Source organism: Phyllobacterium sp. (assembly GCF_037994425.1).
Lineage (GTDB): Bacteria > Pseudomonadota > Alphaproteobacteria > Rhizobiales > Rhizobiaceae > Phyllobacterium.
The window spans coordinates 24328-39094 of sequence record NZ_JBBNAM010000211.1 but is presented as its reverse complement, the minus strand read 5'-3'; the positions used below and the strand labels follow the sequence as shown (position 1 = coordinate 39094).

General features: G+C 58.0%; 11 protein-coding genes. 4 read left to right on the top strand and 7 right to left on the bottom strand.

The window, feature by feature from the left end:
• Nucleotides 1–87: 87 nt before the first annotated feature.
• From AAAB35_RS14655 to AAAB35_RS14640, 4 genes are all read right to left on the bottom strand, one after another.
• Nucleotides 88–1053, bottom strand: a complete 966-nt coding sequence (locus AAAB35_RS14655) for a DUF58 domain-containing protein (protein WP_340669020.1) — start codon at nt 1051–1053, stop codon at nt 88–90.
• 5 nt (nt 1054–1058) lie between these two features.
• Nucleotides 1059–2033: a MoxR family ATPase gene (locus tag AAAB35_RS14650; protein WP_340669017.1), complete on the bottom strand. Its 975-nt coding sequence runs from the start codon at nt 2031–2033 to the stop codon at nt 1059–1061.
• Nucleotides 2030–4582: a fused MFS/spermidine synthase gene (locus tag AAAB35_RS14645; protein ID WP_340669016.1), complete on the bottom strand. Its 2553-nt coding sequence runs from the start codon at nt 4580–4582 to the stop codon at nt 2030–2032. The genes AAAB35_RS14650 and AAAB35_RS14645 overlap by 4 nt, the downstream gene beginning before the upstream one ends.
• 80 nt (nt 4583–4662) lie before the next feature.
• Nucleotides 4663–6225, bottom strand: coding sequence for an arylsulfatase (locus AAAB35_RS14640; protein ID WP_340669019.1), 1563 nt, complete (start codon nt 6223–6225; stop codon nt 4663–4665).
• A gap of 407 nt (nt 6226–6632) precedes the next feature.
• Between AAAB35_RS14640 and AAAB35_RS14635 the strand changes: the two genes are divergently transcribed.
• The 4 genes from AAAB35_RS14635 to AAAB35_RS14620 all read left to right on the top strand — a co-directional run bounded on the left by AAAB35_RS14635 (nt 6633) and on the right by AAAB35_RS14620 (nt 11342).
• Nucleotides 6633–7286, top strand: coding sequence for a hypothetical protein (locus tag AAAB35_RS14635; protein WP_340669015.1), 654 nt, complete (start codon nt 6633–6635; stop codon nt 7284–7286).
• Nucleotides 7287–7642: 356 nt separating this feature from the next.
• Nucleotides 7643–7870: a hypothetical protein gene (locus AAAB35_RS14630; protein ID WP_340669014.1), complete on the top strand. Its 228-nt coding sequence runs from the start codon at nt 7643–7645 to the stop codon at nt 7868–7870.
• A 157-nt stretch (nt 7871–8027) separates the two neighbouring features.
• Entirely contained in the window at nt 8028–9767 is a 1740-nt protein-coding gene (locus tag AAAB35_RS14625) for a hypothetical protein (protein ID WP_340669013.1), read from the top strand.
• A 183-nt stretch (nt 9768–9950) separates the two neighbouring features.
• Nucleotides 9951–11342, top strand: coding sequence for a lytic transglycosylase F (locus AAAB35_RS14620; RefSeq protein WP_340669012.1), 1392 nt, complete (start codon nt 9951–9953; stop codon nt 11340–11342).
• A gap of 1 nt (nt 11343) precedes the next feature.
• Here the strand turns inward: AAAB35_RS14620 and AAAB35_RS14615 are convergent, their stop codons facing one another.
• The 3 genes from AAAB35_RS14615 to AAAB35_RS14605 form a co-directional block, all read right to left on the bottom strand.
• On the bottom strand, nt 11344–12525 hold the full coding sequence (locus tag AAAB35_RS14615; RefSeq protein WP_340669011.1) for a hypothetical protein: 1182 nt from the start codon (nt 12523–12525) through the stop codon (nt 11344–11346).
• 9 nt (nt 12526–12534) lie between these two features.
• Nucleotides 12535–13773: an alpha/beta hydrolase gene (locus AAAB35_RS14610; RefSeq protein WP_340669010.1), complete on the bottom strand. Its 1239-nt coding sequence runs from the start codon at nt 13771–13773 to the stop codon at nt 12535–12537.
• Between the two features lie 168 nt (nt 13774–13941).
• Nucleotides 13942–14574 (bottom strand): response regulator transcription factor, encoded by a 633-nt coding sequence (locus tag AAAB35_RS14605; protein ID WP_340669009.1) that lies wholly within the window; start codon nt 14572–14574, stop codon nt 13942–13944.
• Nucleotides 14575–14767 lie beyond the last annotated feature (193 nt).

The following is a 14767-nucleotide window of genomic DNA, read 5'->3' as shown; positions in this document are numbered from 1 at the left end:
GGACCCACGACACGGGTGTTGGCGTGGCAATATCTTTAAGCGACTTCAACGCCAATTCCATTGCCGGATCGAGGCGCGTTTCCGCCATCATCGCCTCCGCTGCCGCCAGGCGGTCTGTGCGAGCAACCGGCGTAGCTGCGGCGCCGTCTCGACCGCAGACGACAGTGGCAGCATCGGCAAGCCGAGTTCCTGCTGCCAGGCCAAGAGTTCACGCCCTCTGCTTCGCGCAAAGTCGCCGATCGCCGTGCGCGCCTTTGATTGCTGGAACGCGAGTTCCGCCTGCATCGAACCGCCTCTGACAACCAGTTCACCCTTCATCGGCAATTCGAGCAGGAACGGATCGTAGACAAGAATCGCGATCACGTCGTTGCGCACGCTTAACCGCAAAAGGAGATCGCGCGTATCGGCTGAATGCCCGTCGAAGTCGGTGATGACGACTACAAGGTGGTCGTGATGGGCGACATTGGCGACTGTCTGCAACACCGTGTCCAATTGTTTCGTGTTGCGCTCGCCGGGCGTTTGCGCATTCAACGCACGGTTCATGGTGGCGATGCCATCTGCCAGGGCAATGACGGATTCGCGGCTGCGATGTGGCCGCAACTGGGTGACGCCGGTATCGTTGAAAACCAGCCCGCCGACACGGTCACCCGACCCAAGGATGCGCCATGCACACAGCATTGCGGCTTCAGCGGCCGTAACCGACTTCATCGCACGACGGCTGCCGAAGAACATGTTTCTGCGCTGGTCGACGACGATCAGGGCAGGACGCTCCTTCTCCTCGCCGTAGATACGTACGAAAGGCTTGTTCGTTCGGGCCGTTACGCGCCAGTCGATTGTCCGGATATCATCGCCTGGCAGATATTCGCGAAGTTCCTCAAAGGTAAGCCCGCGCCCACGCACCTTCGAACTGTGACGCCCCGTCAGCGGCTGCTGGACAGCATTGGTCTGGATGAATGTCAGGTCGCGTGCGGTCGATTCAAGTGCGACCAGCTGATCCATCGAGACATAGGCGCCTTCGGAAGAATCCTGGGGTGAGGGACGGTCGCGCACCATGGCACTCAAGCCACCGCCACGCGTTCGACGATCCTGTCGATAACCGCGTCAGGACCAATATTGGCTGCGTGCGCTTCGTAGGACAGTATCAGGCGGTGCCTGAACACGTCATGGACGATTGCCTTGACGTCGTCGGGCGTGACGTAGTCACGACTCTTGAGCCATGCATAGGCGCGCGAAACCTTGTCGAGACCGATCACTCCACGCGGGCTGACGCCAACCTGCAGCCATTTGGCGAGATCGGCGTCGATTTTGTCGGGGTATCGCGTGGCGAAGACAAGGGCCACCATGTAGTCCTCGACCGCCTTGGATACGGTAATACCGGAAACCTCCGAACGGGCATCGAATACCGCCTTGGGGTCGAGCTTGTCGTGTTCCTTTCTGGCTTTCGCCTTGGTCTCGGTTTCCTCGCTGCGGACAAGGCGCATGATGGCGGCCTCGGATTGCTTGTCGGTGTAACCAACTTCGACGTGCATGAGAAAGCGATCCAGTTGGGCCTCGGGAAGCGGATAGGTACCCTCCTGTTCGATGGGGTTTTGCGTCGCCATCACCATGAAAAGATCGGGCAGGGGATAGCTTTTTCCGCCGACCGTGACCTGGCGCTCTTCCATTGCTTCGAGAAGCGCCGACTGAACCTTGGCCGGAGCGCGATTCACTTCATCGGCAAGGATCAGGTTGGCGAAGATCGGACCCTGCTGGAACCTGAACTCGCCCTTGCCGCCCTCGCTAAAGTAGATTTCAGAGCCGGTTATGTCGGCGGGCAGAAGGTCAGGCGTGAACTGCACCCGCGACAACTCGGCGTCGAGGTTCTTGGCGAGGCTCTTGATGGCTCGCGTCTTGGCGAGTCCTGGCAGGCCCTCTACCAGCAGATGTCCATTGGCAATCAGGCCGAGCAAAAGACGCTCGACCATCGTGTCCTGACCAATAATGGACTCGCCGATACGCTTACCCAAAGCGAGAATATCATCGCGTGCACTCATCGTGGGCTCCCACCGAAAAACCAGGCATAATAAGCATTGTCAGGCGCATGGGCACTGACGAAGGCCGCATTGCGCTGCCAGTTGTCACGGTCGCCGCGATAGGCGCTCAAGCCGGCACTGTAGAACGTGTAGAGGACTTCGCGCTCTTCCTTCATTGATGCAATGAAGGACTCTCCGGCATTTTCCAACTGGGGTTCTCTGGCAAGGTCCATGAATTTCGGCAGGACCGTCGAAAAGGTATCGGGCCTTACCCAGGCTGCATACTCGATGCGCGGATCATCGTCAGTCACCGGAGGGGCATTGCCGGCATAAGCCTCGAGCCCTTCACGGTCCATCACGAATGTCGCCATCAATTCCGGAAGGGAGTTGATCCCGATTTCCTGCAGCGCCCGCCTTACGTCCGGTTGTTCGAAGCGTGCGCTCATCAGACCAACGTCGAGCTTCATCGGCTCCAGCGAGCCGACGAGAAGCATTTCATGCAGTTCGGTCGTCCATAGGGTCGCATGGGGAAAGACATTGATGAAACTGCGGACGAGCGAGCGCGTATCCTCATCGTTCTGTGTAGGAAGGGGCAGCCATTGGGCCACCATGCCGCCAGGGCGCAGCCGTGCCACAGCAAGCCGATAGAAATCGGTGGAATAGAGATTGGCGACGCCGGCAGCCGAAGGTGGTGGGGGTTCGAGGGTAATGAGGTCATAAGAGTCCTGGCTCGCGAGGAGTTCGCGCCTCCCATCACGCAGGCGAATGTCGAGGGCAGGCGACGAAGCGGCTTCCAAATTGCCGTTGAAGAGGGCGGCGGCGCGCTTTACTCCAGGCAGTAGTTCGGCGGCGACGCGTTGGTTAAGCCCGTCATAGGCGAGCAAGGCACCGGCCGTTATGCCGGTTCCAAGTCCCACCACCATCGCGGCCTGCGGCTGCTTCTGCATTGTTATGAGAGGCAGCAGTGCCTGCAGTCGCATGTAGCGCAGGGAAGGCAGCGAGTCTCCCGTGTTGGAGACGCCCTGAATATAGAGCCGGCGGAATGTGCGGTCCCGGCCCTGTTCGACTACAGCGACACTGGCGCCAAGCCCCTCTTCGTAGAATACGAGCTTGCCGTTATGTGCTCCCGGGAGAAGGCTGGCAAAACGATCGGAAGGAATGAGGAAGGCGACGGCCAGCGTCAGGACACAGATCGATGCGGCGCCGATGCGTTGCCAACCGACCGTGGCGACATTGCGAAACACTGCGATCAAGCCAATTGCTGCCGCGGCGACGGCAAGGATGCCGAATGACCCGACGAATCCGAAATTGGGAACAAGAACGAAGCCGGTCAGGATCGTCCCGACGATGCTGCCGAGCGTGTTCCAGCCGCTGACCAGCCCAACGCCGCTGCCGGCCCGGCCATCCTCGACGACCAATTTCAAGGCAAAGGGAAAGGCGGCGCCAAGCAGCAGCGTCGTCGGCAGGACGATGATGGCGGAGGCGACTGCGAAGCGCGCGGACATGGCGGCAAGCTGGTTTCCGGTCAGCTGGAGCAACCAATATTCGGCCATGGATTGCAGCATGATGATCCAGCTGCCCAGAAATGCGATGCCGCCCAACGCGATGAATCCCGCGCCGGCAATCAGAAGGCCGAAGGCGCTCCAGTGGTCGCGAACCCGGTCGACCCATCGAGCAGCAAAGGCAGAACCGGCCGCCAATCCGAAAAGATAGGTTGCAAGCACAATGGCAAAGGCAAACGCGCGCGTGCTCATGAATTGGACAATGGACTGGGTCCAGATAACTTCATATCCGAGCGCTACGCCGCCAGCTGCCGAATAGAGAACAAGGGCAAGGCGGACATCGCCGGAAAATGGCCTGGAATTCATATTCGCGGGTGCGTTGGATTGCGCTTGGTAGGACTTGCCGAGGCCAATGGCAAAGGCTGCGGCGACGAGGCTCAGCGCGGCCGCGGCATAGGCTGTGCCGGAAACGCCCAGGTTTGGAATGAGCAGGAACGCTGCGACGAGGGTTCCGGCGATGGCTCCGCCTGTGTTAGCCGCATAGAGACCGCCGCCCTTCAACCCGATATCGCTGGTGGAAGCGTTGATTGAGCGCACCAGCGCGGGGAGAGTACCGCCCATGAGGACCGCTGGTAGCCCGACGAGTGCGAATACGATGATCCAGGCGACAGGCGCCGCAGAATCTTCGATGATGGCAAACGGCGCTGCAAAATTAGCCAGTGCAAGTGTTACCGCCATGCCGCAAAGGGCAACGCCGGCCTCAAGCAGTGCATAGAAACGAAATGGATTTTCGCTGCGGTCGATGGCGCGACCGAGAAAAAGAGCGCCGAGCGCAAGCCCGGCCATGAACGCCGAAACGCCTGCTGTCACGGCGTAAACATCGACGCCGACGATCAGCGACAGCTGCCGAACCCAGACGACCTGGAAGACCAAAGCGGAAAACCCCGAGGCGAAAAGCAGAAGGGCCGGCAGGGCAAAGCGATTGGTGAGGGTAGAACCATCGAACATAGAAACATCGAAGTGTGAGGCGCGGGTACTTTTCTCGGGAAGTTGCGTATCAACGCTCATCTGATACGCTCCTGGGATGCATGATGCGGCTGGCGCACCTGGGTGCGCCAGCCGGATTGTTCATTGGATCGAGTCGGGAATCATTGTGATTTGTTCTGCTTGGCCAATTCCTCGTCGATCTGCTTGTGAACTGCCTGTTCAACCTGATCGACGCTGAAGCTCGCGGGCTTCTGGCTCGGCGGATACTTGATGAAGGTCTCGAGGAATTCCGATGCCTTCATCGTGGCAATGCCGTTCAAGTAGACGTTCTTGGTCAACCAGTCGTTATACTGATCCGAAGTGATGTCGGCCCGTTCGTAGGGGTCCATGCGAAGGTTGAAAATCTTCGGCAGGCGCAGGCAGGTGAAGGGCTCCTGCCAGATATTGAGATTGCCTGGCGCCCGTTGTTCGCAAAAGACGGCCTTCCAGTTATCCCAGCGCATTGCGACAAGCTTTCCATCATCATCAAAATAGAAGAACTCGTTGCGGGCGCCTTTCGGCTGCTCGCCTTGGAGGTACGGCAGCTGATTGAAACCGTCGAGATGCACCTTAAAGGTCTTCCCGCTGATTTCGGTGCCTTTCAGAAGGCGTTCCTTGATGTCCTTGTCCCCTGCCGCTGCGAGAAGCGTTGGAAACCAATCCAGGCCGGAAAACATCTCATTGCTGATACTGCCGGGCTTGATCTTGCCCGGCCAGCGGATCATCGCAGGGACGCGGAAAGCACCTTCCCAGTTGGAGTCTTTTTCGCTGCGGAAGGGCGTCATTGCGGCGTCCGGCCAGGAGAACATGTTCGGGCCGTTGTCGGTGGTGTAAATGACGATCGTGTTGTCCGCGATGCCTTCGTCGTCGAGCGCCTTCAGAAGCTTGCCGACATCCTGGTCATGCTCCCACATGCCATCGGCATATTCGTTGCCAGGCATGCCGCTTTTGCCGCGATATTCTTCACGCACGTGGGTGAAGACGTGCATGCGGGTCGTGTTCATCCAGACAAAGAAGGGCTTGTCGCCCTTGCCGTGTTTCTTGATGTAGTCTATCGCGGCGCCGGTTGTCTCGTCGTCGATCGTTTCCATCCGCTTGGCCGTCAGCGGACCGGAATCTTCGATCTTCCCATCCGCGGTCGCCTTCAAAACGCCGCGCGGCGAGAAATTCTTGACATATGGATCGTTGGGATCCTGAGGCCAATAAGGCCTTTCAGGTTCCTCCTCGGCGTTCAGGTGGTATAGATTGCCGAAGAACTCGTCGAACCCATGCTTGACCGGGAGATATTCGTCCTTGTCGCCAAGATGGTTCTTGCCAAACTGCGCAGTATTGTAGCCAAGCGGCTTCAACGCCTGTGCAATCGTGATATCGCGGTCTTGAAGACCGACCGGTGCGCCCGGAGCGCCGACTTTTGAAAGGCCTGTACGTAATGGAGTCTGGCCGGTGATGAATGAGGAGCGTCCTGCGGTACAGCTGTTCTCGGCATAATAATCCGTGAACATCATGCCTTCCTTGGCGATGCGGTCAATATTCGGCGTCTGGTAGCCGACAAGTCCGTGCGTGTAGGCGCTGACATTTGTCTGGCCGATATCGTCACCGAAAATGACGAGAATGTTGGGTTTTGCTGCGTCTTGCGCTTGTGCAGGCTGGATGCCCGACCATTGCGAAAAAGCTACGCCGGTCATGATCGCGGCGCCGGCGAGCAGGGAGGTCCTCGCCTTCGCGCCGTTCGGTATGCAGGCTCGCCAAAGCTTGCCGAATTCAGTCTTCCATTCAACTGACATTATAGTCCTCCTGGGGAAGGGCGGGCAATTTGGTGCTGAAACATTGCACTCTCCTATTGTGGTCGCAATCACGACTCGAAGCCTTGCGACTGTCATGCTTCATTTGTCCTGAGTAATGCTCTGGACGCTGTATGCTTTCGGGCTTTGCCTTTCGAAGGAAGTACGTAACAGTAACGGAATCCCGATTTCGCCGGCCCTGCGGTGCGCAACATCTGAACTCCCAAAGCGCATCCTGTAACAGTTAAGTACTTTGTCTCCCGAGCCGATGCGCACAGGATGACCGCACGCTAAACCCGCAGGAGACCTGAATGAAGGCGACGACCGCAAAGACCCTATGTGCAATCGTTTTCGCTGCTGGCTCGCTGATGTGGGAACATGAGGCGAACGCCGATGATGTACGCCTTTCAGGCTTTCCGTCGCTGATCCTGTCAGGCGGAACTGCAAAATCGACATCCTATGAAATACCGACCCCGTTCGACAATCTCGTCAAGGCCGACACGCTCAATGTTTCGTTCGGAAAGACGACGCTCGATGCGATCCAGAAGGAGTTTGGCGGAGAGATCAGGACGCGCGGTTCGGGGGCCGACGGTGTGAGTTGGTTATGCTACCAGGTCGCGCTCGACGGACATGCCTCAAACCTCTGGTTCATCTCCAACGGCGAAGCTGGCGGCTCGAAACGCCTCTTGACGATGGTATCGGCCGAGGAAAGCGAGACAGCACGTTCCGGCTGCTCGCAAGGCCCGGAGACACTGACGGCGTGGATGCTTCCCGTTCCTGGACTGAAGGATGACGAACAGGATCTGCAAAAAATCTTCGGTATGAGCATTCATGACGGGATAATCCGCTATTCGAATGAACGCGGCCCGGACAGCAATGGGGTCACGACTTTGCAGGCCCTTGTCTACCGTCTCAACGAGGGCAAGATCGATGGCATGTCCTTCAGTCAGGTGACGGAAAAGTGATTGCGGCTCTTGGACCGGTTTAAGGTGAGCCAGCCCCATCCAGATGCCTGTTCGTAACTGTAACGTTTAGGGCCTGCTACACGAACCGCGTTGGCAGCGTCGTTTGCGGTCTTTTCTTAGCCACCTTGCACAAAAATACTTCAGTTTTCGCAAACAGCATTCGCCGCACCTGAGGGACGTTTACTGTTACGTACTGCCATAACGCCACGCATCACATTATAATCCACAACCGAGAGGGGCACAGGGGGTGCAATTGCGGATTGCTGACCCGAACTTGGGCTTTGACCGATCAACGAGCAGCGGATTCAATTGAAGCGATGTCGACCGCGTCTGCGCAAAGGGGACTGTGGAAGTTGATGCTCAGACTGCCTGCCATGCGTGGCCAGTTGCAGGTCCTCAGTGCGCGGAACACGACCTTGCAGAGCTTGTGCGATGCCTTCGACGAGGCCAGTTCGACGCTGGATCGGCTGCGCCGCAACGGTTCGAAAGATCTCAAGCTGATTGCTGAATATGAGGTACTTTGCGCCGACATCGAGAGTGAAGTGATCGACCTTTGCATCGCCACGCGCGGCAAAAGCTACTGACCGTGCAAACAGCAAACACACCCCCAATAACAATGCTGATTGGCTCAACTCAGTCTTGCATCAGGACAATTCCATCGCAACCTGGGGGATTTCCCGTATAGCGTTGCATGTCGTTCCGTTCAATTCTACTATCCAGTCAGCATTGTGGGGCGCAATTATGGAAGTTGACTTCAACGTCGACATGCCGGACTCGAAAAGGGTATCCGAAGAAGAGGCGCGTGCTGAACTTGAGCGGCTCTTGTCCGATTCGCAATTCCACTCCACTGAACGTAACCGAAATTTCCTGAGGTTCGTCGCGCAGGAGATGTTCGAGGGCCGCGCAGCATCGGTCAAGGCTTATACGATCGCCGTCGATGTATTTGGTCGACCCTCCAGTTTCGACCCGACAACCGATCCGATTGTTCGGATCGAGGCGACGCGGCTCCGGGCATCGTTGGCGCAATATTACGAGAGCCGGGCCGAAGAGGGCAGTGTTCGTATCGAATTGCCGCGCGGTCGCTATATCCCGGTATTCACGAAAGCGCCTCCCCAAACAGACATGGTCGAAGATTGCGATGAGGGTGAAGAGCCCCTTATCGAAACGCCCCCGCAACGCGCGCAGAATTTCGTGACGATGCCGCGGCTCGCCGTTACGGCGGGTATAGTCTGCCTTGCGGCGATTTCCTCCTGGGCGGTGTCTGCGAGCCGTCCTGTTTTATCGGATAAACCCCTCGTTGCTGTCGAGATGAAACTGGCAGGTGACGGGACCGATGCAGAAGCCGGCCTTATCCGCGATTATTTGATGACGGCTCTCTCGCAATTCCAGACATTAAAGCTAGCAGCGGCTGAAGTGCCTTCTCCGGTACAAGCGAAGCTGCCTGCGCTGGGCTGGTTCCAGACCGCCCATCGTGCCGCAGATGCCTACCACGTCATCCTGAAATACCACCTCGATGGAAGTGGTCGCGCGGTATGGTGGCAGGTGATCGATCCAGTCAGCGGAGAGTCGCTGCGCTCGGGCGTCGAACGCGCCATCCCAGACAATCGTCCCGAGATTGACGTGCGCCGCGAGCTTGTGACCGATCTCGCCACGCGCTTTGCTGGCTCGCAAGGCGTGATCAACAATATTGAGCTTACGCGCGAACTGGCCGCGCCCAGCCTCGGCAATGGCTGCATCCTTCGATCGGCGGTGGCAGTCGATCGGCGTGATGCGAATGAAATGGCCGACGTGCGCGACTGTCTTGCCGCCACCCTGCAGGCGACGCCCAACAGTGCCGATGCCAATGCCGCCATGGCGATCATGATGATGGAGACTTCGGCGCCCGAGATCGTTAGCGGCGCGGCATCGCAAGCACTGGCGCTGGCAAACAAGGCGGTTGCATTGGCCCCGATGTCTGATCGCGCCGCCTATGCACAGATGCTGGCGCTATATCACAATGGACAGACCGAGGCGGCCTTCGTTGCGGGTTATCGTGCCATGGCGCTCAATCCCAATAACAGCGTGATTCCAGCCAAGCTTGGCGCGATGTTCTTTGCCAATGGAAATTGGGCGGAGGGTGCCAACCTCGCCTCCAAGGCGGAACTGCTCGACGGTACGCAGGACGACGCCGATCTGATCCTGGCACTCGACGCTTACCGGAAGGGCGATTTCGCGACAGCAGTGCTCAAGGTTCAGCAGATGGGCCATTCGGGCAACTATGTCGCCGATGTGCTTGAGCTGGCGGCGTTTGGGCAGTTGGGCAACGCATCCGGCGTCAGGGAAAGCATGGATCGATTGAGCGTCCACCGCGATCGCTTCTGGACGACATTCCGCAACGACATGATCGCTCGCCGCTACGCACCTGCAATGATCGATGGGCTCAGCGACGGACTTGTCAAGGCGGGCCTACCACTACCTCAACCCTATGCTGCAACCAATTAACAGTTACGTACTTGTTGTCTTCCTGATGCAGGGAGATTCTAGCGTGAGTTTTGTCGCCACTCATCCAGCAAAAGAGATGATCATCCCGACATAAACGAGACAGCTTCATCGGGCGGGGAGGCCCACAAAAATGCATAAGAGGTGGTTCGCCAGTGCTCTCAGCTTGCGCTAGCATTGCTCTGCTTGCCAATAGGCGTCGCTCATGCGGCGAGCAAATCCTTCGCTAAACCCCATGTGAATGACCTTGATGGGATGGAGCAGCGACGGCTGGTACGCGTCCTTGTCCCCTATAGCAAGACGATCTATTTCCTCGACAAGGGGCGGCAGTTCGGCACCGCTGTCGACTTCGGCCAGGCGCTTGAAACAGCACTTAATACCGGCAAGAAGCGCGAAGTCGACCGTATTCGCGTCGCCTTCATCCCGACCGGGCGCGACCGGCTGATCCCGGCATTGAATGAGGGGCTCGGCGACATCGTCATGGCCAATCTGACGATCACGCCGAGCCGCCTCGAGCAGGTGGATTTCACGATCCCGATCTATGACAAGGCGAGCGAGGTGCTCGTGACCGGACCCGAGTCAGAAACGGTGCTCAACCTTGACGATCTTTCAGGCAAGGAACTCGCGGTGCGAGAGTCAAGCAGCTACTACGAGCATTTGCTGAAGGTGAACGAGGAGCTGCAATCGCGCGGCAAGGACGCGATCAAGCTGCGGATCATGGATGAAAATCTTGAGGACGAAGACATCCTCGAAATGGTCAATGCGGGACTTCTCCAATATACGGTCGTAGATAAGTACAAGGCGAACATCTGGTCGACGATTTTCACCGACATCAAAGTGCACGACGATATAGCGGTCGCCAAGGATGGCGAGGTCGCCTGGGCGATCCGCAAGAACAGCCCGCAGCTCAAGAAGGAACTCGACACTTTCGTCGCCGCGCACCGGGTTGGTACCGCCTTCGGCAATATGTTGCGCAACAAATTTTTCAAGAGCGACAAGATCCTGCAGCGCGCCTATTCGGGCGACGACGTGGAAAGGTTCAAACAACTCATTGAAATATTCCGCAAGCATGGCAAAGCCTATTCCTTCGACTACCTCATGCTGATGGCGCAGGGTTATCAGGAATCAAAACTTGATCAGGCGAAACGCAGTCCAAGGGGCGCTGTCGGAATCATGCAGCTATTGCCGGCAACGGCACGCGACAAATCGGTCGGCATCACCGGTATCGACAAGGATCGCGATCGCAATGTCGAGGCCGGATCGAAATATTTGCGCTACCTGATCGACAACTACTTGGACGAACCAGAAATAAAGGAACGGGATCGCCAGCTGATGGCATTCGCCGCCTACAACGCAGGCCCTGGGAATCTCAACAAGTTCCGCAACAGGGCGAAGCAGATGGGGCTCGATCCAAACATCTGGTTCGGCAACGTGGAAAATTCGGCGGCTGATATCGTTGGCCGTGAAACGGTGCAGTACGTCAGCAATATCTTCGAATATTACGTCGCCTATTCGATGCTGGTGGAGCGCTTGGGCGAACACGCCGATGCGGTGAATGCGGGCGTAAAAGGCGGCTAGCTCACAGCAGCAATAGCCGCTTCAGAACCGGGGTCAATTCCTTGATCGGCAGTTGCGTCAGCGCGATCGCCACGAACGGCAGCAGGGCCGCGGCCGAGACCGGTACCAGGGTGGTGCGGGTGACCAGCATGGGCGAAAGCTTCTTGGCGGCGTCATAGAACTTCGCGGGGTCGCCGAGTTCGTCGTCGTTCGCCGTCTTGCCTTCATCGGCCACGAGGTTTTTGCCGAACGTCTTGCGTTCGACCTGCCGCTGAAAACTCGTTCCTCGATCGCTTGCCGCGCGCAACGCTCGCTTCTTGAAGTCGGCGAGCAGGCGCATGAATCCGGCGAGCGGGATGCCGAAATAGGCAAAGACGAGCGCCAGCCAAAGTCCCATGACCTGTGCGATCGCAGTGACCGTGAAGCTGCCATGGAGGACTTCGTGCGCCACGGAAGCAGCGATCACGCAACTGACCGCCACCGTGAAAAGGACGTAGGCGTTGGGATACTGCCCGACAAAACCAAGTCCGGCATGCCCGTCCGGGTGCGTGGCAACCAGACGCGTTTCAAGTTTCGAGAAGTCGGCGAGCAGCATCGACCAGATGATATGACGCCAGAATGCGCGCACGGCGAGAAACCAGAACAGCGTATTGCTGACGACAATGGTCCACCAGGCGGCGAGGCTTGCCGTTTGGCCGCCTGGCCCATCTGTTGCGGCCCATGCCGCGAGCGGCTGTCCCTTCATGTTGTAATAAAGAAAGATCGAGGATGCGATCGCCAGTAACAAACTGACGAGATCGCCGAGCGCTGCGTTTCTCCGGCGCAGCGCTTTTACCACGGCGGAATTGGCCACTGCCCGTGATGTTTCTGGTAGGAGGGGGCCGGAAAAAAAGTTTCGCACGCCCTCGCGCAGATGGTTCTCGATTTGTGTTTCCGCGAGCACGAGCAAGCCAACAGCGAGGCAAAACCGTGCCCAGGGTCCCGGATCGAGCAGGAACGGACGTTCCGTAGCGGAGCCGAACGCAGTGCCGGCGACAATGCACAAAAGCAGCGGCACGCCCCAGGCGAACGCAACGAATACAGCGGCACGAAGCGCTGGCTTCAGGTTCGTGCGGTGCACCAGTTTTGCCTGCAATTGCAGATTGTAGAACGGACCGCCACGCGCAATGAGAAATGGCCGTCCGTCCTCAGCTTCGCTCGTCATTGGAACACCCTAGTAACTCAGCTCCTTCGATGGAGTGGGGCTTCCCAAGGTCGAACCGAGTTCATCGCTCTTCTTGGGCCTGCGCATCGGCTCTTCCATGACTGTGAGCGGTGCTGCAACGGTTTTCGCTGCAATATTGCCGACAGTGCTGACCGAGCCGGCAACAACTGCCGTAATGCCCTGGCCAAGCGACACGTTCGAATCCGTCAGGGTCTGCCCGGTTACAAGCCTCTGTCCGATGAGTTGCACGACTTGCGGGCTTTCGGCGAACTTGCCGTGGTTGAGGCTGTCGCCGGCTTTTACCTTGGTCAGGTCGATAACGGTGATGCCCGCTTGCTCAAGCTTGGAGCGATAGGGCTCCTCCGCGGGGTTGATGGCACCGAGGCGCTGCACATCGCCGGAAATGAAGCGTGAAGCGGCAAGGGCGCGATCGTCCTGCGAAACGAAAATCGTGAACTTCGGACGGTGCTCGCCCATCTCGGTCCACTGCCTAGCAAAGACGTCGACGTCGATATCCGGAGAGGCGAGGATCACATTGTCGATCTTCGGCGCGACTTTTCCGTCACGGATTGCCATCTGGCGCAGGGACTCCATGGCAAGCCAGGTGCCCATCGAATGGGCCATGACCGTAATGTCCTTGACCTGCGGATCATTGGCTAGCGTTCTCAATGTCTGCTCGAAAGCGACGCGCGAGTAGTTGGTGCTTTCCTTGTCGTAGTTATAGTCGAAGACGCTGGCGCGCGACGGCCAGGTAAAGAGGATCGGCGTGACCTGCGCGCCGGAGTCGTGCACGATCTGGGCAAAGCGGAAGACGGAATCCTCGTAGCGGTTGTTGAAGCCATGCACGAAAACGAGCGCGTGCCCGCCTACAACGTGTTCGCGAAACCAAGCCCGTCCTTCCGCGACGGAGTTCAGCTCCTTCACATGCGTTACCGCAAAGTCCGTCTTCGGATTCGGCGGCAGCTTCTTTGGCCATTGTACAGTGCCCGGCTTGCGAATTTTATCGGAAGGAATCGAGACCGTAATATCGGTGAGGTAGGGCTTCGGGCTCCGTTCACCGGTAAAGAGCGTTGCAGGGTCATCCGAAGGCACTCGGCTCGTCACGACCAACATATCGACTGAGGAACCCCCGGTCGCGCCTGTCGTCAAAACCGGCGCCATCACGCCCTTGGGGTGTCCGGCGCATCCGGCAAGCGTCAATCCAGCGACGAGGACGGCTGCGGAGAATGCACGGGTGGACCGGGGCAAGTGTGCTTTCGAATACTGACGAACCATGGTTACGCTTTCAAACAGGCGGATTGCTCCGGACTTGGACAATACGATGTGCGCCGAAGGACGCGATTCTTCGCGCGCTGGCATGAGCTAGTAGTGGATGAAAATGTCAGCTTGTTAAAGCTCATGCGAAGGCCCACTCAGTCATGCTTCGATCAGCCGATTGCGAATGGCGTAGCGCACGAGCGATGCCGTAGATTTTGCGTCGAGCTTACGCATCGATGCCGCACGATGGCTCTCCACCGTTTTTTCGCTAAGACCGAGGATCGCAGCCGTTTCCTTGTTGCTGTGTCCTTCGGCAATCAGCTTCACAACTGCGGTCTCGCGTGACGTCAGGATGCTCGGAGAGGCGTCCGATTTCGCGAGATAGGAAGAGACCAGGATATCGGAGACGGTCTTGGTGAAGAACGGCTGGTGATGCTCAAGGGCCTCGACGGCCTGAATGAGATAAAGGGTTGCATCCGATTTCAAAAGATAACCGCGCACGCCCGCTTCCAGAATACTGCGCAGCAAGGCTTCGTTGTCGTGCTGGGTAAAGACGAGGACTTCGGTTCTGGGGCTGTGAAGCCTTATCTGCCTTGCTGCCTCCACACCGTTGATGAAGGGCAGGGCGTAGTCGAGGATGGCGATTTCCGGCTCCGCAAGGCGCGCCTGTTCAACTGCGCCGCGGCCATCAGCGGCTTCGGCGACAACCTCCCAGCGATCGCGCTTCGAAAGAATCGCCCGGACGCCCTGTCTGACGATCTCGTGGTCGTCTGCGATCAGAATTCGTGTCATGACAATCCCCGTCTTTATCTGCCACGCTCCTCGCGCCGGCGGCATTTACACCTACACTGGAAACGCCGATGCGGCAAAAATTAACTGTTACGTACTTCCGGTAACGGATGCGATGTTGGCTAATGCCTGCAACAGAAACAGCGGGAGCGCTGCACATGAGGGAACGAACATTGGGAAGCCATTTGCAATCTGT

Coding starts and splice junctions, on each gene's coding strand:
- AAAB35_RS14655 (WP_340669020.1), bottom strand. CDS start 1,053: ATGGTGCGCGACCGTCCCTCACCCCAGGATTCTTCCGAAGGCGCCTAT.
- AAAB35_RS14650 (WP_340669017.1), bottom strand. CDS start 2,033: ATGAGTGCACGCGATGATATTCTCGCTTTGGGTAAGCGTATCGGCGAG.
- AAAB35_RS14645 (WP_340669016.1), bottom strand. CDS start 4,582: ATGAGCGTTGATACGCAACTTCCCGAGAAAAGTACCCGCGCCTCACAC.
- AAAB35_RS14640 (WP_340669019.1), bottom strand. CDS start 6,225: ATGACCGGCGTAGCTTTTTCGCAATGGTCGGGCATCCAGCCTGCACAA.
- AAAB35_RS14635 (WP_340669015.1), top strand. CDS start 6,633: ATGAAGGCGACGACCGCAAAGACCCTATGTGCAATCGTTTTCGCTGCT.
- AAAB35_RS14630 (WP_340669014.1), top strand. CDS start 7,643: ATGCTCAGACTGCCTGCCATGCGTGGCCAGTTGCAGGTCCTCAGTGCG.
- AAAB35_RS14625 (WP_340669013.1), top strand. CDS start 8,028: ATGGAAGTTGACTTCAACGTCGACATGCCGGACTCGAAAAGGGTATCC.
- AAAB35_RS14615 (WP_340669011.1), bottom strand. CDS start 12,525: ATGACGAGCGAAGCTGAGGACGGACGGCCATTTCTCATTGCGCGTGGC.
- AAAB35_RS14605 (WP_340669009.1), bottom strand. CDS start 14,574: ATGACACGAATTCTGATCGCAGACGACCACGAGATCGTCAGACAGGGC.